Source organism: Tamaricihabitans halophyticus (assembly GCF_004340875.1).
In the GTDB taxonomy this organism is placed as follows: Bacteria; Actinomycetota; Actinomycetes; order Mycobacteriales; family Pseudonocardiaceae; genus Tamaricihabitans; species Tamaricihabitans halophyticus.
The window spans coordinates 594,857-616,107 of sequence record NZ_SLXQ01000001.1; the positions used below are offsets into that span (position 1 = coordinate 594,857).

Annotated in this window: 22 protein-coding genes; 15 read left to right on the forward strand and 7 right to left on the reverse strand. The window is 65.1% G+C overall.

What is annotated here, in order from left to right; translation table 11 throughout:
- The first annotated feature begins 75 nt into the window (after positions 1-75).
- The 3 genes from EV191_RS02805 to EV191_RS02815 all read left to right on the forward strand — a co-directional run bounded on the left by EV191_RS02805 (position 76) and on the right by EV191_RS02815 (position 2,102).
- Complete coding sequence (locus EV191_RS02805) at positions 76-909, forward strand: SGNH/GDSL hydrolase family protein (protein ID WP_132875197.1); 834 nt, start codon at positions 76-78, stop codon at positions 907-909.
- Positions 910-1,056: 147 nt separating this feature from the next.
- On the forward strand, positions 1,057-1,803 hold the full coding sequence (locus tag EV191_RS02810) for an OmpA family protein (protein ID WP_132875198.1): 747 nt from the start codon (positions 1,057-1,059) through the stop codon (positions 1,801-1,803).
- 8 nt (positions 1,804-1,811) lie between these two features.
- On the forward strand, positions 1,812-2,102 hold the full coding sequence (locus EV191_RS02815; protein WP_132875199.1) for a hypothetical protein: 291 nt from the start codon (positions 1,812-1,814) through the stop codon (positions 2,100-2,102).
- Between the two features lie 277 nt (positions 2,103-2,379).
- Here the strand turns inward: EV191_RS02815 and EV191_RS02820 are convergent, their stop codons facing one another.
- The 6 genes from EV191_RS02820 to EV191_RS02845 all read right to left on the reverse strand — a co-directional run bounded on the left by EV191_RS02820 (position 2,380) and on the right by EV191_RS02845 (position 9,719).
- The gene (locus EV191_RS02820; RefSeq protein ID WP_132875200.1) at positions 2,380-5,199 is read right to left on the reverse strand and encodes an AfsR/SARP family transcriptional regulator; all 2,820 of its coding nucleotides are present in this window, start codon (positions 5,197-5,199) and stop codon (positions 2,380-2,382) included.
- Positions 5,200-5,702: 503 nt separating this feature from the next.
- Positions 5,703-6,608 (reverse strand): ectoine hydroxylase, encoded by a 906-nt coding sequence (thpD, locus tag EV191_RS02825; RefSeq protein ID WP_132875201.1) that lies wholly within the window; start codon positions 6,606-6,608, stop codon positions 5,703-5,705.
- Positions 6,609-6,712: 104 nt separating this feature from the next.
- A complete protein-coding gene (locus tag EV191_RS02830; RefSeq protein ID WP_132875202.1) occupies positions 6,713-7,108 on the reverse strand; it encodes an ectoine synthase in 396 nt (131 codons plus the stop codon).
- Positions 7,109-7,171: 63 nt separating this feature from the next.
- Entirely contained in the window at positions 7,172-8,422 is a 1,251-nt protein-coding gene (gene ectB, locus EV191_RS02835; protein ID WP_132875203.1) for a diaminobutyrate--2-oxoglutarate transaminase, read from the reverse strand.
- 86 nt (positions 8,423-8,508) lie between these two features.
- Entirely contained in the window at positions 8,509-9,045 is a 537-nt protein-coding gene (gene ectA, locus EV191_RS02840) for a diaminobutyrate acetyltransferase (RefSeq protein WP_132875204.1), read from the reverse strand.
- A gap of 167 nt (positions 9,046-9,212) precedes the next feature.
- Complete coding sequence (locus EV191_RS02845) at positions 9,213-9,719, reverse strand: ATP-binding protein (protein WP_132875205.1); 507 nt, start codon at positions 9,717-9,719, stop codon at positions 9,213-9,215.
- 204 nt (positions 9,720-9,923) lie between these two features.
- On the opposite strand from EV191_RS02845, the gene EV191_RS02850 reads away from it, so the two are divergent.
- On the forward strand, positions 9,924-10,727 hold the full coding sequence (locus EV191_RS02850) for an enoyl-CoA hydratase/isomerase family protein (protein WP_243658799.1): 804 nt from the start codon (positions 9,924-9,926) through the stop codon (positions 10,725-10,727).
- A 9-nt stretch (positions 10,728-10,736) separates the two neighbouring features.
- Here the strand turns inward: EV191_RS02850 and EV191_RS02855 are convergent, their stop codons facing one another.
- Entirely contained in the window at positions 10,737-11,585 is an 849-nt protein-coding gene (locus EV191_RS02855; RefSeq protein WP_165912793.1) for a phytanoyl-CoA dioxygenase family protein, read from the reverse strand.
- Between the two features lie 73 nt (positions 11,586-11,658).
- On the opposite strand from EV191_RS02855, the gene EV191_RS02860 reads away from it, so the two are divergent.
- The 11 genes from EV191_RS02860 to EV191_RS02910 all read left to right on the forward strand — a co-directional run bounded on the left by EV191_RS02860 (position 11,659) and on the right by EV191_RS02910 (position 21,251).
- The gene (locus EV191_RS02860; protein WP_132875208.1) at positions 11,659-12,117 is read left to right on the forward strand and encodes an Lrp/AsnC family transcriptional regulator; all 459 of its coding nucleotides are present in this window, start codon (positions 11,659-11,661) and stop codon (positions 12,115-12,117) included.
- A gap of 110 nt (positions 12,118-12,227) precedes the next feature.
- Positions 12,228-13,019 carry an ABC transporter ATP-binding protein gene (locus EV191_RS02865; protein ID WP_243658720.1) on the forward strand — a complete coding sequence of 264 codons (792 nt, stop codon included), beginning with the start codon at positions 12,228-12,230 and terminating at the stop codon, positions 13,017-13,019.
- Complete coding sequence (locus EV191_RS02870; RefSeq protein WP_132875209.1) at positions 13,016-13,867, forward strand: ABC transporter permease; 852 nt, start codon at positions 13,016-13,018, stop codon at positions 13,865-13,867. The genes EV191_RS02865 and EV191_RS02870 overlap by 4 nt, the downstream gene beginning before the upstream one ends.
- Positions 13,868-13,872: 5 nt before the next feature.
- Positions 13,873-14,913 (forward strand): ABC transporter substrate-binding protein, encoded by a 1,041-nt coding sequence (locus EV191_RS02875; RefSeq protein WP_165912794.1) that lies wholly within the window; start codon positions 13,873-13,875, stop codon positions 14,911-14,913.
- Positions 14,910-16,115 carry a CaiB/BaiF CoA transferase family protein gene (locus EV191_RS02880; protein WP_132875211.1) on the forward strand — a complete coding sequence of 402 codons (1,206 nt, stop codon included), beginning with the start codon at positions 14,910-14,912 and terminating at the stop codon, positions 16,113-16,115. Before EV191_RS02875 ends, EV191_RS02880 begins: the two co-directional genes overlap by 4 nt.
- On the forward strand, positions 16,112-16,957 hold the full coding sequence (locus EV191_RS02885) for an HpcH/HpaI aldolase/citrate lyase family protein (RefSeq protein WP_132875212.1): 846 nt from the start codon (positions 16,112-16,114) through the stop codon (positions 16,955-16,957). The genes EV191_RS02880 and EV191_RS02885 overlap by 4 nt, the downstream gene beginning before the upstream one ends.
- Positions 16,944-17,741: a cyclase family protein gene (locus tag EV191_RS02890; protein WP_132875213.1), complete on the forward strand. Its 798-nt coding sequence runs from the start codon at positions 16,944-16,946 to the stop codon at positions 17,739-17,741. The genes EV191_RS02885 and EV191_RS02890 overlap by 14 nt, the downstream gene beginning before the upstream one ends.
- On the forward strand, positions 17,738-19,114 hold the full coding sequence (locus tag EV191_RS02895) for an MmgE/PrpD family protein (RefSeq protein WP_132875214.1): 1,377 nt from the start codon (positions 17,738-17,740) through the stop codon (positions 19,112-19,114). The genes EV191_RS02890 and EV191_RS02895 overlap by 4 nt, the downstream gene beginning before the upstream one ends.
- A gap of 73 nt (positions 19,115-19,187) precedes the next feature.
- Positions 19,188-19,862, forward strand: coding sequence for a TetR/AcrR family transcriptional regulator C-terminal domain-containing protein (locus EV191_RS02900; RefSeq protein ID WP_132875215.1), 675 nt, complete (start codon positions 19,188-19,190; stop codon positions 19,860-19,862).
- Between the two features lie 175 nt (positions 19,863-20,037).
- On the forward strand, positions 20,038-20,367 hold the full coding sequence (locus tag EV191_RS02905; protein ID WP_132875216.1) for a hypothetical protein: 330 nt from the start codon (positions 20,038-20,040) through the stop codon (positions 20,365-20,367).
- Positions 20,364-21,251, forward strand: a complete 888-nt coding sequence (locus EV191_RS02910) for a hypothetical protein (RefSeq protein WP_132875217.1) — start codon at positions 20,364-20,366, stop codon at positions 21,249-21,251. Before EV191_RS02905 ends, EV191_RS02910 begins: the two co-directional genes overlap by 4 nt.

Below are 21,251 nucleotides of genomic sequence, written 5' to 3' on the forward strand. Positions count from 1 at the left end.
AAGTCGTTGTTCAATCAGAGGGCTTTGCCAAACGCCCACGTTTGCGGTGCACAAACTGGAGGGAAAGGGGAGGACGTGCACGGCTGGGATAGCTATCTCGCGATCGGGGACAGCTTTACCGAAGGACTCAGTGACACTCTGCCAGATGGCAGTTACCGGGGATGGGCCGACCGCCTTGCCGAGCTGCTTGGCGAAGACAATCCGCGCTTTCGCTACGCCAATCTCGCGCTACGCGGCAAGATGCTGCGCGAGATCCTGGACGAGCAACTACCAATCGCGCTAGAGGTCAAACCTGACCTTGTCACGCTCTGCGCTGGCGGCAACGATGTGATCCTGCCGGGCAGCGATGTGGACGAACTGGCCGGCCTCTTCGAGGAAGGCGTGCGTTCGCTGCTCGCTGCCGGTATCGATGTACTCATCTTCACCGGGCCGGACCCCAAGGTGAGCCCGGTAGTGCGGCTCGTCCGGTCGAAGGTAGCGATCTACAACAGCAACCTGCATGCCATCGCCGAGCGACACGGGGTACGCATCGTCGACCTGTGGTCGATGAGCGTGCTCAGCGATCGGCGCGCGTGGAGCGACGATCGGCTGCACTTCACCGCGGAAGGGCATCGCAGGATCGCGCTGCGCACGGCCGAGGTACTCGGCCTTCCGGTCAAGGCGGACTGGCGGGAGCCATGGCCGACAGTGCCAGAGGACAACTGGATGGCACTGCGCCGCCGGGACCTGGAGTGGACCCGCGAGCATCTGATCCCGTGGATTCGTCGCCAGCTACGCGGTGAATCGATGGGTGACGGGCTGACGCCGAAACGCCCCGAGCTTGCCCCGCTGATCAGCCGGCAAGGAAACCGATGGCGCCCACTGGGCGAACCCGCGGCATGTCCGGAGCCCCGTTCGCCGCAAGGGTGAGCACAGATGTGCTAACCATCCCCCGCACGAGCGGTAAAGTTTCGAATATGTGGTGTCTCTCACATCATCTCTCACCGCTTCGGCTCATACCATCGTGTGTCGCCGATCGTGTAGACGCGCGCATGCAGAGAGGTGGTATCGATCTAGATGGAGGATCCGATCACCACCCAGCGGTTGCGCGATGCCGCTAAGGCGAAGCGCGGAACGTGGGTGGCCGCTGGTGTACTGACCGTACTGACCACCGGGTTATTGGCCAGCGTCGTGAACTGGTGGGAGCAGGACACCATCGAAGCGGATCTGATCAGCCGAACCCAGCTCGCGCTGCGGGACAACGGGATGGCCCCGGAAGGTGTCTCCTTCGACGGGCGCGAGGCCACGCTGTATGGCTCGCTCGCATCGGACCAGGACGCGATCGCCGCGGTGCGCGGAGTTCCCGGTGTTCGCTCGGTCAACGCGGACGGGGAGCAATCCGAATACCACTCCTCCGCGGTGGACACCGATGAGCCGAAGGTGTCCACCGCGCTCGGCGGCAGGGTTATGGATGTGTCCGTACTGCGCGGCAGGGTAAGTCAGCTCCAGGCCGAGCAGCCGATCTTGTTCTCCCCGGACAGCACCGACGTCTCGGCCGAAGGGTTGCGCACCATCGACGGTGTCGCCGCGCTACTCAAGGAGAACCCGCAGGCAAAGGCGGAGGTCGCGGGCCACTCGGCGAACGAGAGCGGGGCGAGCGAATCGAATGTCGCGCTCGCGGCGGACAACCGGGCGAGCGTGGTGTTCGACCTGCTTGTCGAACGCGGCGTGCCGGTCGATCAGCTGACCGCCGAGGGTTACGCCGATACCCAGCCAATGGAGACCCCGGAAACCAGCAGGCGCGTCGAGATCATCGTGCGTTAGGAGAGAGCATGCTCTGGCTGTTAGGCGAGATCTGGGTGTGGTGCCTGATCTCGTTCGTGCTCGGGGGACTGGTCAGTGCACTGGTGTTCATCGGGCCAGCCAAACGGCGGATGGCGGCGGCGCTACTGGAAGAACGCCGGCGGCACACCGCGCCGCATCGCCAACCGCCGCAACGCCAGCAACGATCGGAACACCCCCGCCAACCCGCTGCGCATCGCGCACCCGAACAGGAACCGCCGGAGCGGATCCAACAGCCGCGGGTAGCGCTGCGCTACCCGCAACACGACTACGACGAGTAGAGCCGCTGGGCCGATGTCGAGTCGCCCGGACTTCGGCTCTCCCCCACGGAGTCGACGAAGGCAACACGACATCGGCCGCGAAACGATTCAGCGCTGCGTGCCGATCCGCCACGCCACGGTAAACCGGCCGCGCCCAAACCGCTGTGGGCCAGCCTCGCATGGAACGCCCCAGACGCACTAAACAACGGCTAAACGCCACCGATGAGACCGCTGACCTTAACGACTGCGGACACGCATAGTCACCGCAAGAACCTCAACGAACGCGCTGCCCGCGCGCTCACGAACGTTTCTCTCTTTCGGCCAGCCGGTCAAGCACCTCGGCCAGCGCGGCACGCGCGGTAGCCGCACCAGGCGCATCGGCCCGCTGGTAGCCGTCCACGCTCAGTTCCAGCTCGTCCCGGGCGGCCGCCAGTTGCCCGCGATCCCGTAGTGCCCTGCCGAGCACCTCTCGCGCGAAGGCGGCACCGAGCACCACGCCCCGCTCCACTGCCAGTTCAAGCGCTTGCCGAGCGTGTTCCTCGGCCGCATCGAGCTGGCCAACCTCGCCGTACAGTTCGGCCAGATTGGCCAGGGCGAACACCTCGAAGCCGCGATCACCAATCAGCCGGTACAGCTCGAACGCGGCCCGCTGCGTCTCGATCGCTTCGGTGCGCTCCCCCAACTCCCGCTGCACCTGCGCGACGTTGTTCAGCTGGTTGGCCTCCGCCACCTGATCACCGAGCCGTCGCGCGTGGCGCAGCGCCTGCCGGTAGCCGGAGATCGCCTCGACATGCCGCCGCTGGCCATACCAACCGGAAGCGAGCAAGCTGGCACCCGCGAGGCTGAGCCGGTCGTCCACGCTGATCTCCAGAATCCGTTCGGCTAGCGGCAATATCTCATCGGCGCGAGCGAATCTGGACAGCAGGACGCCCATGCTCACCAGCATCCAGCCTTCCCCCTCGGGGTCGCCCGCCGCGCGTGCCGCGTTCAGCCCGGTCCGCAAGATGGCCTGCCAGTCATCCCGCTGCGCCCGGATCGCCCGAAAGGTGTGCGCGTACCTGGCGAGCCGCCAGACCTCGGCGCCAAACCCCTCGGCTGCCCCCGCGGCCAGTACCGCGTGCAGATTCGCCCACTCCGCCTCGAACCAGCCGAGTGCACTGTCCTGCGAGCCCAGCTCGGGCAGGGTGAGCTGGTTGACTCGGTCCGCTTCGGTCAGTGGATCGGTGGGTGGTCGCAACTGCCGGCGCGCGGTATCGGCCGCGGCGAGGTAGTAACCGAGCACGTTGCCGAGCACCTGGGTCCGTTCGGTCGCGGCCAGCTCGATGGTGGCCACTTCACGTGCATAGAGCCGGACAAGATCGTGCATCCCGAAATGGGCCTCGCCGATCGGGGCGATCAGATTGTGCAGCACCAATCCCGGCAGCAACGCGGTCACGGTGGAGATCGGCAACCCAGCGGCGGCGGCGAGTGCGGGCGCACTGATCGTGACGCCCGGCAGGCAGCCGAGTACCTGGAACAGCCGCGCGAGCCCAGGGTCGAGTCCGCGATAGCTCACCTCGAGCGCGGCCGCGATGCTCGCGTCCATCCCTTCCACCGCAAGCCCGGCCAACCGCGCGCTCTCCTCGGAAAGCTCGGTGACCAGCTCGGCCGCCCGCTGCCCACGCCCGGAGGCCAGCCGAGCGGCCACGATCCGCAGGGCGAGCGGCAGATAGTCACACAGCTTGGCGAGTTCCGCGCCAACCAGTCCCACGTTGTCCACTTCGGACAAGTTGCCGAGCAGCCTGATCGCGTCGTGTACGGGAAGCGGCTCGAGCGGGTAAAGCTGGGCCATATCCCGCGCGACCAAGCCGTCCAGCCGCACCCTGCTGGTCACCACGGTGAGCGAGGAAGGCCCGGTCGGCAGCAGCGGCCGGACCTGTGCCGATTCGCGCACATCATCAAGCACCACGAGTACCGAGCGTTCGGCGAGCAGCGAGCGGTACAGCGCGACCCGGTCATCCTGGTCTTCCGGGATGTCCTCGGCGGGCACACCGAGCGCACGCAGAAACTGGCCGAGCACTTCCTGTGCGGCCACCGGCTCCCGATCAGGGGTGAACCCGTGCATCCGGGCGAACAGCTGACCATCGGGGTAGCGCGCGGCAGCCTGCCAGGCCCAGTTGACCACCAGTGCCGTCTTGCCAACGCCGGCGATGCCACTGACCACGCCTACCGTGCTGGCCGCCGAGGGCAATCCGGCCAACCAGTCGAGCTCGGCGGCGCGGCCAGCGAAACCGGGCATCGGTGCCGGCAACTGCGCCGGTTTGACCACGCCGATCCGTGGCGTGATGGCGGCTTCCTGTTCCGCGGTCGGCCGGTCGAGCTCGTCCCGCAGGATCCGCTCGTGCAGTTCCCGCAATGGATGCCCTGGATCGATACCGCGCTCGGCGCGCGCCCGCCGGGCAAACCGCTGGTATTCCTCGAGCGCGTCCGATCGGCGCCCGCTGTGATACAGCGCGCGCAGCAGTAGCCCGTGCGACTGCTCGCGGAACGGATGAGTGCGGGTGAGCTGTCGAAGCTCGGTCACCAGCTGCTGGCCGCGACCAAGCTCCAGTTCGGCCGCGATGCGCTGCTCCTGCATGGCCAACCGCAGTTCGTCCAGCTCCGGGGCGCGCGCGTGTGCCGGCAGGTCCGCGAGCGCAGGCCCGCGCCATAACGCGAGCGCCGCACCGATCAGCTCGGCGCGTTCGGCCGCCGGCGCGGACTGGGCCCGATCCAGCATGCCGCGCGCGAGGTGCAGATCGATCCGATCCGGATCAACCACCAGCTCGTAGCCGGGCGCCCTGGTGAGAATGCGCGCCCCCACCTGGTCGTCGGCTGGAATCGCCTGGGTCAGCTTGCGGCGCAGCCCGGAGACGTAGCCGTGCACGATGGTTCGCGCGGTATCCGGTAGCTCCGCTGCCCACAACCGATCGATGATCTCGTCGATCGGCACTACCTCGTTCGGCCTGAGCAGCAGTGCGGCAAGCAGTCCGCGCATCCCTGGGCCGCCGAGCGAAACCGGCCGAGCACCGTCCAGCAGCTGTACCGGGCCGAGCACCCCGAAGTACAGCCGGGCGGATTGCGACGACGATGACCGCAAAGGCGAGCGCTCCTCCGGGCGGATCCGGCACCCGACCGTCCTGCCAGCGATCGGTACTCCCACACCCCTGGTGGCTAACTGAAACGTTGCTAAACAAGCTACGGGTCGGGCTGCGCCGGGTGTGCCCGAATCGGTTGGTCAGCGGGCAATGCCATCCGGTTGGCCTAACCCCATCAAAACAGCATGCCACCCGCACCGCCCCAAACAAGCGGATGTGATGGGCCAGATAGCCGAAACCCCGTGTCGCCTGTTCCCGATACAGGCGACACGGGGCCAATTCGTCCCGCACACGCAGGTGCGGCCAGTTTGACCAACAGCACTTCGGGGTTACCCCGAGCGGAAGCCCCGACCTGCTCTTGATCAGCTACCTGCGGGCCAGCCCCGCGGCAGCGAAACCAAGATAACAGACGGCGCACGCGTCGTGACGTTCGCATCTGGTCACGATGTCCTTGCGCTCAAACGATTCCGGACATCACGGGCGAGCGACCGGCAGCGCGGACCGGTCAGCGAGTGAGCGCAGTGAACTCCCGGCTGGCGATGTATTCGGGGCGCGGTTTTCCCGCGCTGAACGGCTCAACCAGGGTATTCGCCACGCTGTTGAACACCAGGAAGATGTTCGAGCGGGGGAACGGGGTGATGTTGTTGCCGGATCCGTGCATGAGGTTCGAGTCGAACAACAACGCGGATCCGGCCGGCCCGGTGAACTGCTCGATGCCGTGATCGACCGCGAGCATGGTGATCTGGTCCTGCTTGGGTATCCCGAACTCCTGTTCCCGCAGCGATGCCCGGTAGTGCTCGTCCGGCGTTTCGCCCGCGCAGGGCAGAAACATCCGGTGCGAGCCGGGCATCACCATGAGCCCGCCGTTGAACGGATAGTTGTCGGTCAGCGCGATGGAGATACTTACCGCGCGCGGTGCCGGCATCCCGTCCTCGGCGTGCCAGGTCTCGAAATCCGAATGCCAGTAGAACCCTTTCCCCTGGTAGCCGGGCATGTAGTTGACCCGGGTCTGATGCAGGTAAACCTCGGAGCCGAGGAGCTGCCGTGCCCGGTCGAGCACCCGGGGATCACGCGCGAGTTCGGCGATCAGCCCACTGAGCTTGTGTACCTCGAAGATGGACCGCACCTCGTTGGCCGACTTCTCCGCAATGACCCGATCGTCCCGCTTGAGTTCGGGGTCCTTGCAGAGTCGGACGAGTTCCTGCCAGTAGGCCTGTACCTCGGCGGGACTGAGCAGTCCTTCGACGATCGAAAACCCCTTGGCCTCATACCCGGCCAGGCTGGCCGCGTCGATCGGACCGTCGGCTTCGGTCGACCACACGGTTGGATCCGTGCGCTCGATCGGCCGATTGGCCGCATAGGCTGGGATCCTTGTCGGGTAGCGATCCTCAGTCCTGGTTGCCAGGGTCATCGTTGCGCTCGCCTCCTCGAATCACACAGTTTCTCTGGTTAGCTTGTCAGCGCCCCACTCCCGCGTGTCCTCGGAAAAGTTCGCTCACCTGATCCGCATCAGGATCAGGCCGTCTCCTCGACGATGAGCGGGTAGACGCCGTTCTCGTCGTGAACCTCACGACCGGTCACCGGCGGGTTGAACACGCAGACGCACTTGATCTCGGTGCGCGGGCGCACCTGGTGCTTGTCGTAGTTGTTCAGCAGGTACAGCGAGCCCGGCTTGAGCTCGTGCACCTCGCCGGTGGCCTTGTCCTCGATCTCACCCTCGCCCTGGGTGATGAACACGGCTTCAATGTGGTTCGCGTACCAGAAATCGTTCACCGTGCCCGCGTACAGCGTGGTCTCGTGCACGGAGAAGCCCACGCCTTCCTTCGCCAAGATGATGCGCTTGCTGCGCCAGTTCTCGGTCTTGATGTCGGCGTCGGTGTCCTCGATCTCGGCGAGGGTACGAACGATCACTTCTCACTCCCGTAGGTAGTCAGGGCCGGACTGGGCCGGCCAGTAGACAACTGCCACCCACTATTAACGCAGCACGGTGCGAACGGCCTCAACGAGGATGGTCATTCCTTGCTCGACCTCGTCTTCGCTGATCGTCAGCGCCGGCATCATCTTGACCACTTGGCCCTCCGGCCCGGAGGTCTCCATCAGCAGACCGCGCTCGAACGCCGCCTTCGCGACCCGGTCGGCGAGCTCACCGGAGGCCAGCTCGAGGCCTCGCGCCAAACCCCTGCCCTTCGCGGTCAGTTCGGCCGAGGGGAACTCGCTGACCAGGTCATCGAGGGTCCTGGCGATCTGCTCGCCCTTGGCGAGGGTCGCCTTCTCCAGGGTGTCATCGGTCCAGTACTCGCGCAGCGCGGCGCCGGCCGCGACGAAGGCGGGGTTGATGCCGCGGAAGGTGCCGTTGTGTTCACCGGGCTCCCAGACGTCCAGCTCCGGTTTGAACAGGGTGAGCGCGAGTGGCAGGCCGTAGCCGCCGATGGATTTGGACAGGCAGACGATGTCGGGCTGGATGCCAGCCGGTTCAAAGCTGAAGAACGGGCCGGTCCGGCCGCAGCCCATCTGCACGTCGTCGACGATCAGCAGGATGCCGTGCTGTTTGCACAGCTCGGAAAGGCCCTGCAGCCACTCGATCCGGGCCGCGTTGATCCCGCCCTCGCCCTGCACGGTCTCCACGATCACCGCGGCCGGTTCGTTCAGCCCGCTACCGCTGTCCTCGAGCAGCTTCTCGAAGAACAGGAAGTCCGGGGTCTGGCCGTCGAAGTAGTTGTCGTACGGCATCGGGGTGGCGTGCACCAGTGGGATTCCGGCGCCACCGCGCTTCATCGAGTTCCCGGTGACCGAAAGCGCGCCAAGCGTCATGCCGTGGAACGCGTTGGTGAAGTTGATCACCGACTCCCTGCCGGTCACCTTGCGCGCGAGCTTGAGGGCGGCTTCGACCGTGTTCACCCCGCCAGGGCCGGGGAACATCAACCTGTAGTCGAGGCCCCGTGGCCGCAGCAAGACCTCCTGTACCGACTCGAGGAAGTCCCGTTTGGCCGTGGTGTGCATATCGAGGCCGTGGGTGATCCCGTCCCGCTCGATGTAGTCGAGCAGGGCCCGTTTGAGCACCGGGTTGTTGTGCCCGTAGTTGAGGGCACCCGCGCCGGCGAAGAAATCCAGATATGCCCGGCCATCCTCGCCATAGAGCCAACTACCGACCGCGCGATCGAATACGACCGGCCAGCTCCTGCTGTAACTACGTACTTCGGATTCCAGGGTTTCGAAGACGTTCACAATACTCCGTCCGATCACATGCGAAGCTTTATATTTCTTTAACGACACGCCGGTGGCCATGGGCACACGGCGGCACTAGTCCGCAATTAGGCAGCGCCGCCCAACGGTCCGATTCGATAGAGGTTCTCCGGCTCGTGCTCATCCGGAAAATCGGTAGCCGCGAACAGCATGGTGCTGTCCAGCGAAGCATTCCAACGTTTCGCGAATGAGCGGAACAACCGAATCGATGCCTCGTTGTCTGGCGTGATGGTCGTCTCGAGGTAGCGGATGCCAGCGCTGGTCAACCGCTCGAACAGGGCGTCCAGCAGGGTTGCGGCCAAGCCTCGGCCACGTTGCGTCGAATCCACGGCTACCTGCCAGACGACTGCCGTATCCGGCGCGCTCGGCCGTCGATAGCCCATTACGAATCCAACTGCCACGCCGTCTACCTTGGCGACAACCGAAGTGTCCGCAAAATCATGGCACCACAACAGATACGCGTAAGATGAGTTGAGATCAAGCTTCTGGGAATCACGGGCGATTCGCCAGAAGGCCGCCCCATCGGCCCTGCTGGGTGTTTCGATTACCGCCGGCCGAACATTGGGTTTCTCTTCTTCCGCGCCGCCGGATTGCTTTTCGGACATGTCAATACAACATAACAGAGTATTGGCATTCGCTCAGTGGACCAGCTCACTATTAGCGGAGCTACCTGGGGCTTCGAAAAAACCCGCGTGACGAGGGCGACATGAGGGTACCGATCAAGACCCTGCGCATGTTATGGGTTTCTTGAGCGCGTATGTCTCTTCGTGACTCAGATACCGTGCCGCGGCTCGTGCCGGTTCAGTCCGGTCAGCACCCGCTGCATGACCTGCGGATCGGCGTCCGCGGTTGGCGGGCCGGCGGCGGTGGACTTCTGCGCGCGCCGCGGCAGCGATACCTCGCCGGCCGAGACCCCTGTCGGCAGGGGCAGTTCACACCACATCAGCTTGCCGCCGTGATCCAGCGTCACGATATCGGTATGCCGCCGAGGCATCTCCGATTCCGGCACTGGAACCCTGCCCAGCTCATCGCCTTCCACTTCGATCGCGAGGTGGTCATCGCGCAACCGCAGGCGAACAGAAAGGATCGCCGAACCGGTCGAACCGACGCTGCGGCAGGCGGCCGCGATGAGACTTCGGGCGGTCGCCATTGCCTCGTCGAGCAGCGGTTTCAGCTGCCATTCGGCGAGCGTGAAGCGAACGAACATTTCCATACAGTTCACGGCGCTCGGCGCCGCGACCAGGCGCAGATCGTCGACCTGTGCGGTCCGGGTACTCACCGGCAATCCTTCCCGTCGCCGACCACCAATCGGGTGCTGATCCTCTCGCGCTCCGCATTGCCCGCCAACCCCGGGGTACCCCGACTGAGCGCGCCAGAACGCCAACCACTCCGACTCAACGGTGTCTATCCCCTGGTCGAATGACGGATGCGACCGATGCGCACACAATGAGTAGCCACTGCCAATAGGTACCCTTTACCGGTGATGCCGGATCAACGCAGCGCCGAGGCTGATCGTGAAGAGACCGTCCGAGCCGCGCGAGACGGGCGCGTGCTCTACATCGAGCTCAACCGGCCGGCCAAGCTGAACGCACTGCGACGCGTTGAGGTCGACGCCCTCACCGCGATCCTGCGCGAGCCTGGTGACGTGCGCGCCGTGGTGCTTGCCGGCGCTGGCGGCCGGGCGTTCAGCGCGGGTATGGATGTGGCGGAGTTTCTCGCGCTCGATCAGCGAACCGCGCGCGATTTCATCACCGCGCTGCGCGATCTGATCCACACGGTACGCACCCTGCCGGCGACCACCATCTGTGCGATCGACGGACATTGTCTTGGCGGCGCTTTCGAACTCGCGCTCGCCTGCGATATCCGTGTTGTGACGACGCGATCTACCTACGGGCTACCGGAAATCAAACTCGGCATCCCATCGGTGATCGACGCGGCGCTGCTCCCACAGTTCATCGGGCTCGGGTTCGCCAAGGAGATGATCATGACGGGCGATCTCTACCCGGCGACCGAACCGCGTGCCGCGGCGCTCGCCAACCAACTCGTGGAACCCGACCAGCTGACCGAGCAAGTGAGCACCTTTCTGTCCACAGTGTCCGGTCACACGAGCACCGTGCTCGCCGCACAGAAGCGTATTTTCGAAGACTGGCAGAACAACGGGCTCACCGTGGCCGCACAGCGCAGTATCGAAGAGTTCGCCGGAGTGTTCGCGCAACCGGACACCCACCAAGCACTCGCCAGCTACCAGCAGAACCTGCGCACCTCGCCCCCACCGCAAGATCCCTAAAGAACGCGGTTACGGGACCACTGGGACACCGGTGGATCGTGGGTATCTCGGGAAGAACGCGTCGTGCAGGGTGTCATCGCCGGGTAGCTGGTAACGGCGATAGATGTAGCCGCCGGCCGAACCCGCGAATCGGGTCTCGCCAGGGACAAGATGCGCCGCAAGGGTGTGCCGCCAACTGGCCGTTCGCAGCGAAGGTCCCGCGCCATGCCACACATTGCCGTCGTGGAACACCACGGTTCCGGCCGGCACGACCAACTGCACGACATCTGGCGGAGTGATCCCGGCGGCAGCCGCGGCCGCCCGCATCCGCGCGCGATGATCATTACCCGGATCATGAAAATCGGCCGGTAGCTCGGTGGTTGGCCAGCGATGCGAACCGGGCACATACTCGAGCGTCGCGGCATCCGCGTGGGTGTCATCGAAGGTCATCCAGCAGGTACTCATGGACGCGGGGCGTAGATAGTCGATAAAGGAATTGTCCTGGTGCAGCGCGGATGCCCGCGCTTCCGGCGGTTTGATCCAGATGGTGTCCTGCCCCAGGCAGGCATCGGCCCAGCCATTGAGGAAACAGATCCACGCGCCAACCCAGGGACTTCGCACTATCGCCGCGATTTCCGGGTCGGCCTTCCATGCGTTGGCCATATGCCGGGTGGCCTCCGGCAAGCTCAGCCCCTCCCGCCAGTACCACTCATCCGGAAAGATTCCGGTCGGAAATCGTCCTTCGAACAGGCCGGCGAGCCGATCGCGCGCCCATTCGCACTGGGCCGCGCTGAACACCGGTTCCATGATGACGAAGCCGTCCCGGCGAAAGTGGTCCCGCGCGGTGTCGGCGTCGTCCCAGCTGACAATCGGATGCATGAGCGAAACGCTACGATATCCTCGCCATAGATCCCCCAAAGCCCGAAGATCCTTCGAAGGATACTGAGTAACTATGGAACTCTCCCAGAAAGATCTCGACATACTCGCCGCGCTTCAGGAGAACTCTCGGTTGACCAACCGGGAACTCGCGGCACGGTGCGGCTCGGCGGAATCAACCACATACGAACGCGTCCAGCGCCTGGTTCGCGCTGGCGTGATCACCGCCTTCACCGCCGAGGTGGACCCGGCCGCGCTCGGCCGCCCGATGCAGGCGATGATCGCCGTCCGGCTGCGACCGCAAACCGAGGAAGTAGTGCAACGTTTCCTGCACACCGTGCTGGACGATCCCTGCATCCTGGACGCCACGGTGATCTCAGGCGAGATCGACGTACTGCTCCGCGTCGCCGTCAGCACCCCCGAGCAGCTGCGCACGTTTGCCTGGCGAAAAGTCACCTCGGCGCGAAGCGTCCAGTCGATCACGACGCATCTCGTCTACGAATACCGGCGTCGCCCAGTCTGCATGTCGACATAGCGCTGCGCGCACCGTCAACGCTGAACCGACGAACCCCTGGAACGCGCATACTCTTGCGCGCCATACGGCTTACCGTATAGCTTACGGCAACCGACTTTTGAGGAGTTGTCGTGTCAGAAGGATCAGCGTTGATCAGTTTTCGGGGCATCGCCAAACGGTTCGAGCACGACGGGTCGATGTTCACCGCGGTCGAGGACGTGCAGCTCGATGTCGCGCCCGGGGAGTTCTGTTGCGTGGTCGGCCCGAGCGGCTGCGGTAAGTCCACCCTGCTGAACATGTCCGCCGGCCTGATGGAGCCCTCGGCGGGGACCGTGCACTACGCCGGCTCCCCCGTGCCCAAGCCGAACACCAAGGTCGGCTACATCACCCAGAAAGACAATGTCCTGCCGTGGCGAACGGTATTCCGGAACGTCGCGCTACCGCTCGAGTTGCGCCAGGTGGACAAGGCCGAGATCCGCGAACGGGTTTCGGCCATGCTCGATCTCGTTGGCCTCACCGGATTCGCCAAGGCCTACCCCCGTCAGCTATCCGGCGGTATGCGCAAACGCGTCGCCCTCGCACGCACCCTGGTTTACGAGCCGGAAGCCATTCTCGCGGACGAACCCTTCGGCGCGCTGGACGCGCAGCTCAAAACGATCCTGCAAGCTGAGCTACGCCGCATCTGGGAACGCACTGGAACCACGTTCATTTTCGTAACCCACGACATTGGCGAGGCAATCACCCTCGGCGACCGCGTCGTCGTCATGTCCCAACGTCCAGGCCGGATCTCCATGGTGTGCGATGTGGACATTCCGCGACCGAGGGATGTCTTCAAGGTCCGCTTCGACGCGCGCTATGCCGAACTTTTCGAACAGCTGTGGTCCGCACTTTCCGACGAGGTGGAACAGGAGCTGGCCTCATGAGTATCGCGGCAACCGAGAACCCCCTTACCGAGAACGAAGCGAAGGCGCGACGCACCGCCGCGGAAACCGCCGAGGCCAGCAAGCTTGCCGCCGCCCGCCGCAAACGCGGCACCGCGGTCTGGCTCACTCGAATAGTCCTATTCGGACTCGTCGTTGGCGGCTGGGAGTTCGTCTCCGGCAACCTGATTGACCCGTTCTGGATATCCAGCCCGAGCGACACCGCGGCGCGACTCGGCGAGTGGATGGGTGACGGAACACTCTGGCTGCACAGCGCGGCGACTCTGCAGGCGATGGCGCTTGGCTTCCTGGTTGGCGCCACCGGTGGTGTGGTACTCGGCTTCACCCTCGGTAGGTCCAAGTTCGCGTCCGATGTGCTCAACCCGTTGATCATCGCGATGAACAGTTTGCCGAAGCTGGCTCTTGCCCCGCTGTTCATCCTCTGGTTCGGCGTCGGGTTGGAATCCAAGGTCGGGCTCACCGCCGTGGTGGTCTTCTTCCTGGTGTTCCACAACAGCTACTCCGGCGCACGCAATGTCGATCAGGAACTGCTCGATGTGGTCGCGCTGATGGGCGCGCGCGGCAGGGACAAACTGTTCAAGGTCATCATTCCCTCGGCCGCGACCTGGGTGTTCACCGGGCTACGCCTGGCCGTGCCCTACTCCCTGATCGGCGCGGTGATCAGCGAGATCACCGCATCCAACGAAGGCCTTGGCTACCTGCTCAAACGATCCGCGAACACCTTCGACACGGCCGGCACCTTCGTGGCGATCGTCGTGCTGATGGTCGTCGCCGTGGTCATCAACTTCGCGGTCAGCCGAGCTGAGCGCTATACGAGTCGATGGATGTGAGGACAATGAAGCCCTTATCCCGAGCTTTCGCGGCCGGACTGAGCGCCGCCGCACTGATCGTGCCGCTCGCGGCCTGTTCCAGCCCCGGCGAGCAAGCCCCGACAACAGGGCCATGCGCGGGTGAATCGTTGCGAGTCAGCCAATCCACTTCAGACAGTCTGCTGTACACGGCGGATGCGGTTGCGCAGGACAAGGATCTCTACGCCGAACAAGGATTGCAGATCGAAACGATGTCGCTCGGCGGCGGTTCCGAAGCGATCCAGGCACTTGTCGGCGGCAGCGTGGACGTGACCATCTCGGCGCACCCAACGGTCATCTCCACCCGCGCCGAGGGCGGACCAGTGGTTTCCTTCGCCACCCTGATGGACGATTTGCTCTTCGATCTCGGTATGAAGTCCGAACTCGCCCCGGCCGAACGCGACGAGGAATCGGTACTGAATGCACTGCGGGGTAAGCGAATCGGCGTCACCTCCGCGGGTAGCGCCTCCGATCAGGCGATCCGTCATATGGCCAAGCAGGCGGGCATGAACCCGGAAAGCGACTTCGAGATCGTGCCTACCGGCGGCGCGGCGGAGATCACCGCTTCCTTCGCCAACGGCGGTATCGACGCCTACCTGATCTCACCACCGGCTTCCCGGATCGCGGCGGACAAGGGCGACGGCGAGATCGTGCTGAATCTCGCCCAGGGTGAAGCTCCGTCCACTGAGAACATCATGTGGTTGACCGCGCTCACCAACGAGGAAACCCTCGCCGACCGCCAGTCCGCGCTCGGCTGCTACGCCACCGCACTGCAGAACGCCATGCAGCTCATCAAGAACGAGCCCGAAGAGGCGAAGCAGGTCGTCCGGGACGAGTTCGAGCAGATCACCGACGAACAGTTCAATGACGCCTTCGACCAGGTGGTTGAGGCAACGGCGGACTCCGTCGCGGTCGACCCGGAGCTCGCGGACGCCAGCTTCGATTTCGCCACGACCATTGGCGGCAAACTGAACATCGACTCGGCCAAGACCTACACCACGAAGGTTACGGATCAGGTGGTCAAGTGAGCGAGCCGAATCCAACGAGCGGGGCTCCCGCGCTCGACGGGATCAAAGTACTGGATATCGCGACGCTGTTTGCCGGCCCGTTCGCGGCTACCCTGCTCGCCGATCAGGGCGCGGACGTGATCAAGATTGAGCATCCACGGGGCGATCCGGCGCGCGGCCACGGGCACACCAAGGATGGCGTGCCGCTGTGGCACAAGATCCTTTCCCGCGGCAAGCGGTGTACCACGCTGAACCTGAGTACCCCGGAAGGCAGGGACATCTTTCTCGAGTTGGCCCGCGATGCCGATGTGGTCATCGAGAACTTCCGGCCGGGAACCCTGGAACGCTGGGGGCTCGGCTGGACGGAACTCCAGGAGGTCAATCCCGGCCTCGTGCTGTTGCGCACCACCGGGTTCGGCCAGTACGGCCCCTATCGCCGCCGCCCCGGATTCGGCACGCTGGCCGAATCGATGAGCGGATTCGCGCATATCACCGGGGAAGCGGACGGCCCGCCGACGCTGCCGCCGTTCGGGCTCGCCGATGGGATAGCGGCGATCTCCGGTGCCTACGCGGTGCTCACCGCGCTCACCGCGCGAAACCGCACCGGCCAGGGGCAGGTGATCGACCTGGCCATTTACGAGCCCATCCTGACCGTGCTCGGTCCGCAGCTTGTCGACTACGACCAGCTCGGCATCGTGCAGCAGCGCACCGGTAACCGCAGCGTCAACAACGCGCCGCGAAACACCTACCGCACCAGGGACGGCAAATGGCTGGCCATCTCGACCAGCGCGCAAAGTGTCGCCGAGCGAGTGGTGCGCCTGGTCGGCCGGCCGGACCTTGCCGAACAACCGTGGTTTGCCTCCGGCGGGGAACGCGCGAAGCACGCCGACGAGTTGGACGAAGCCGTCGGCTCCTGGATCGAGCAACGCGATGCCGAGGACGTGCTGGCCGCTTTCGAGAAAGCCGAGGCCGCGGTCGCGCCGATCTACAGTGCCTCCGATGTGGTGACTGACCCACATTTCCAGCAGCGCAGCATCGTTCGGATGGCGGATGACGAACTCGGCGAGGTCGCGATGCAGGGCTTGCTGTTCCAACTGTCCGAAACGCCAGGCCAGATCCGTTGGACCGGCCCGAGGCTCGGCGCGCATACCGCCGAGATCCTTGGCGAACTGGGTATGGACGAACCGAAGATCGCCGCGCTGCGCGAGCGAGGAGTGCTATGAACCGGCGCCGCAGCTGGCTCTACGTACCGGCCACCCGACCTGAACTCGTCCCCAAGGCGGTCGCGACCGGAACGGACGCGATCGTCGTTGATCTGGAAGACAGTGTGCCGCCAGCAGCTCGACCTGGCGCCAGGAGCACGGTCGCCGACCTCGCCCGCACCGAGTTCGGTGCTCCGCTCTATGTACGGATCAACTCGGTCGAGGACGATGGACTCGCCGATCTACGTGCGCTGGCCGGTAGCCGGATCAGTGGTATCCGGTTGCCGAAATGCGCCGATCCCGGTGCGGTCGCCGAGGTCGGGCAGCTGCTCGCCGAGCTGGTACCGGAAGCTGAGCTGCACCTCATCGTGGAATCCGCGGCCGGCATGGAACGACTCGGCGAGCTACTCACCGCGCATCCGGCCGTCGCCGGGATCGGGCTCGGCGAAGCTGATCTCGCCGCGGATCTGCGGTGTGACACCGAGCTGCTCGACTGGTGCGCGAATCGCCTGCTTATCGCAGCCCGTTCGGCTGGCAAACCGGTCGTCCAGAGTGTCTATTCTGATCTGTCCGATTCGGATGGACTACGCACCACAACCGAGACGGGCAAGGCCCGAGGCTACCTGGGGCGCTCGTGCATTCATCCAATGCAGGTATCCATCGTCAACGCAGTGCATACCCCGAGCGCGGCCGAGGTCGATTCGGCGCGCGAGGTCATCAGGGCGGTCACCGAAGCCGAGCGGTCTGGCACGGCCACGGTGGTAATGCCAAACGGTCAGTTCGCCGATCGCGCGATGGTCCGCGCTGCGCGGCGGGTACTGGCGCACGAACCAGCGAAAGCGAGCGGTGATGTTGATTCTTGACGCGGTATCGTCCGGTACGACCGTCTACGACCTCGGTCAACCACTGGATAACCGCACGCCTTGCTCCCCGAACCATCCCGGATTCAAGATGGCACTCATCCGCCGCCACGGCGACGCGGTCCGGCCTAGCGGGCTCTCCGGCGCGAATGAGCTGATCTCCACCGGTGGTCACGTCGGCACGCATATGGACGCGCTCTGCCATGTCGCGATGGATGGCAAGTTGCACGGTGGCACGGACGCCCACGAAGCCAGCGTTGGCGGGAAGTTCGCCGTGCATGGCATCGATACCGTGCCACCGGTACTCGCCAGGGGTGTGCTCTTTGATGTACCGACCACCCTTGGCGTGTCTCGTTTGGACCCCGGATACGGCATCACCGCCGAGGATCTGGCGCGAACCGCCACCGCACGGCTACGCGAAGGCGATGTCGCACTGATCCGCACTGGTTGGCCCCAGCTATGGGACGACGCCGCGTCCTATGTGGGCACGGGAACCGGGGTCCCCGGGATCGAGATCACCGCGGCGGAATGGCTGCTAGAGCAGGGGGTTCGCGCGGTGGGCGGGGACACCATCGCCTTCGAGCAGATCACCGCGCAGGAAGGGCACGGGCACCTGCCAGTACACGGCAGGGTGCTGTACGAGGCAGGGGTAAACATCATCGAAGTACTCAATCTGGAAGAGATCGCGGCCGCCGGGCTCACCGAGTTCCTGTTCGTCTGTAGTCCACTGAAGATCGTCGGCGGCACGGGTGCGCCGGTTCGGCCGCTGGCGGTGGTCGACGCATGAGCGAATCGACGCAGAGCACCAAGCTTGCCGGCTGGGCGCTAGGCGCGGCCAAGTCCGATCTTCCGGAGGATGTGCACCAGTACGTACGAAACTCCATTCGGGACACCGTCGGCTGCATCCTCGCCGGCGCGAACGAAGACGCCACCCGCAGCGCGGCGCGCCTTGCCGCCAGGCGGGCGATCGATGCCGAAGCGCTGGCGCTGGTACTCGGCACCGCGGCACACGCGCACGACTTCGACGACGTCCAGGTGCCCACACTGGTACATCCCAGCTGCGTGATCGTGCCTACCGCACTGGCGCTCGCCAGGGAGTATCGCGCGGCGCCGATGTACGCGGCGATCGCCGCGGGGCAGGAAACCAGCCTGCGGGTCGGCACCGCGTTGCTGAACGCTGACGGGACGAACTCGATGCTGTTCGAACGCGGCTTTCATCCCACGCCGATCTGCACCACGATCGGCGCGGCGATCACGGCTGGACTCGTGATCGGCCTGTCCGAGGCGGAACTCGCGCACGCGGTCGGCATCGCCGGCAGCCTCGCGAGTGGGATCCTGGAAGCGAACCGGACCGGTGGCACGATCAAGCCATTCCACGCCGGCTGGTCCTCGGCCGCCGGTATCCGCGCGGCCTATGCGGCGCAGTGCGGGTTGACCGGCCCACCGACCGCCATCGAAGGGCGATTCGGTCTGCTGCATGCCTTCGGCGGCGCGGAGTTGGCTGCTCGCCCGCTCGGTGACCCCACCAGCGAGGGTTGGTTGCTGCCCGGCACGTTCACCAAACCGTATCCCACCAACGGGTTCACCCACCCGGCCATCGAGGTCGCCGTGCAGTTGCGCGAACAGGGTGCTCGCGCCGAAGAGCTGGCCAAGCTGGTAGTCGGCGTGGCCCGGCAGGTGCTACCCACGATCGCGGAACCGAGGCAGGCAAAACTACGGCCGAACACGCCGTATCACGCCCGCTTCTCCGGGCCGGTGACCGTCGCGCTCGCGCTGCGTGGCGGTGGTGGTCTCGGACTTGCTCTCGCTGACTTTCCGGACGAACTGCTCGCCGATGCGGAGCTGCTTTCGCTCGCCGAGCGCATCGAGGTAGTCGGTGATGACTGGGCGAGCGACCGGTTCCCGGAACGGCTCAGCGCGACCGGCGAGTTCACCAGCCATACCGGTGCGCGGTTGCACACCAAGGTGGCGGTCAGCAGGGGCGGCCCGGAGCGCCCGCTCACCGAGGCGGAGCACCGGGCAAAGTTCGATGCGAACGCGACCGGCGTACTTCCGGCCGCTTCGGTCTCGGCGCTCGCCGAACTGCTGGCTGCCGAGCGTGGCGCGGCGGTGGACTCGCTGGTGGACCTGGTGCTTGCCGCCTTCCCGGAATGCGCCTGATCCGCGCGCACCGCTTCGACCAGCGCCAACCCGATGACGGATACTGAGGGCACCACGAGCACGGGGGTGAGTAATGAACGAGGACAACGGCACAAAGGCGGCGCGGAAACGACGGCCCCGCAAGTCGTTGTCCCCGGAACAGGTCGTGGACGGGGCGATCACGCTGATCCAGCGCGAAGGGATCGACGCGCTCAGCATGCCGAAACTCGCCGAAGAGTTGGATTGCGGCGTGATGACCGTCTACGGCTACGTCGCGAACAAGGACGACCTGCTCGCCAAGGTCACCTCGCGGCTGGTCGACGCGCTGCCGCTGGATATCTCCGGCGAGCCTTCCTGGGATGACGCGCTCCGCCGGTACTGCATCGCGTTGCGCCAGCGGATGCTCGAGTTCCCCACCCTCGCGCAGCTGTTGATCAAGCGACGGTTGTGGAGCCCGAGCATGGCCGATGTGATCGAATGGCTGCTCGATCGGATGGCTTCCGCCGGCTGGCGGCCGGATGAGGCGTTGCGGGCCTATCGCGCCGCGCAGACCTACACCCTGGGTTTCGCGGTGTATGAGGCGGAGCGTACGCAGACCCACCCGTATCGCGAACACGAAACCTGGTGGCGGCAGACGCTGGCTGATCTGCCGCCTGAGCAGTATCCGCGGTTGAACGAAGTTGCCGAGTTCCTGCCGCGCGGCGCGCTCGAGGAGCAGTACCACTGGGGTCTTGAGCGGTTGATCGGTGGGATAGCCGAGCAGCGATAGCCGACAAGGCTAGCCGGCAGGGCCGATTCCGGATTTCCCGTAGTACCCCCGTACTCGCGCGCGAATATGCCTGGGTACACCGGGTCCGGCGCGAGTGTGCGCTACTCGGACCTGAGCACGCGGTGCGGCACGCTGAGCGAGGACAGGGGACACAGGCGAAATCAGGGGACAAAGCGTGACCGGTTACGACGTCAGAACCTCCGCATTACGCGAGGCCGCGCTGAACCTACGGGCAGCCGGCAAAGACGTGGATGCGGCACGGCAGAAAGCCAGCCAAGCGGAAATCACCCCGGAACCCGAACCAGACTCGTTCTGGTCGGTCCCGACCGAATCCACCAACGCCTTTGGCAACACCCTAGGTTTCGCAACAGTCGGGCATGCCTACGCCACAGCACAGGAATTGGTCCGCACCCAGATTGTGGAACTGTTCGAGGAAACAGTAGCGATGGCGGACGAGTTTTCCGCTTCCGCCAAGGACTACGACGATTCGGACCAGCTGCCATGACAGGGCTGCCGGACATCCAGCTAGCCAACGAGGACACTCTTACCGATCGTGGCCCGCTGCTCGAAGGTATCGGCGATGATCTGCGTGGAGCGGCCGAAGCGGTACTCATTGCCTTCGATGCCCTGTGGTTTGCCGAGTACGCCGTTGGTCTAGGGATGGGCTCGTATGGCGACCATCTTGCGGCGGCGCTGGAGACCGAACAGCGTCGCGCGATGGTTCCGTTCCGGGAGCTGTCCAGCGCGGATGAAGCGGGACTCAGGGAGCTTGGCGAGCGGTTGCGGGAGTGCTTGCTAGCCCTCAGCGATAATGTGCAGGACGCACAGCACAAGGACGATATCGACTGGCCGCAGCGGGTCACCGATGCGCGCGGCTACATATCTCCAGAGAATTGGGAAGGCAACGCCGGCGCGAACGCACGACTCCGGCTGTCGAACCTCGGTGACCGATACGTCAACTGCACCTCGCTCGCCAGCTCCACTCTTGCCGTGGTCGTGGACGCGCGAGCCACGATTGGCACAGCAAAACGCGATCTCTGCCAGCTGGCAGATGATTTCGTGTCCGCGGCGGAAAGCTACGCGGAAAGTAAGTCGTCGGAGCGCGGGATATCGTTCGGGGAAGTGTTCACCGACGCTTTTATCGGCGCGCTCGGCGGACTGATCACCGGCGGACCCCGTGGCGCTATTGAGGGAGCCGTGACGAGCTCCGCCGAAACGATCATCGGCGGCGGGCAGGAGGAGAACACCGATCTCTCGGGCCAGTCACTCGAAGAGATCGTCGAGTCCTTCCAGATCGGCGCGGACAACATCAGGACCGGCGTTCGGGATTCCGCCAGCGAGATCGTTGAGAAGATCGTGCAACAGGTGAACCTGGTGGAAAGCGCCTAG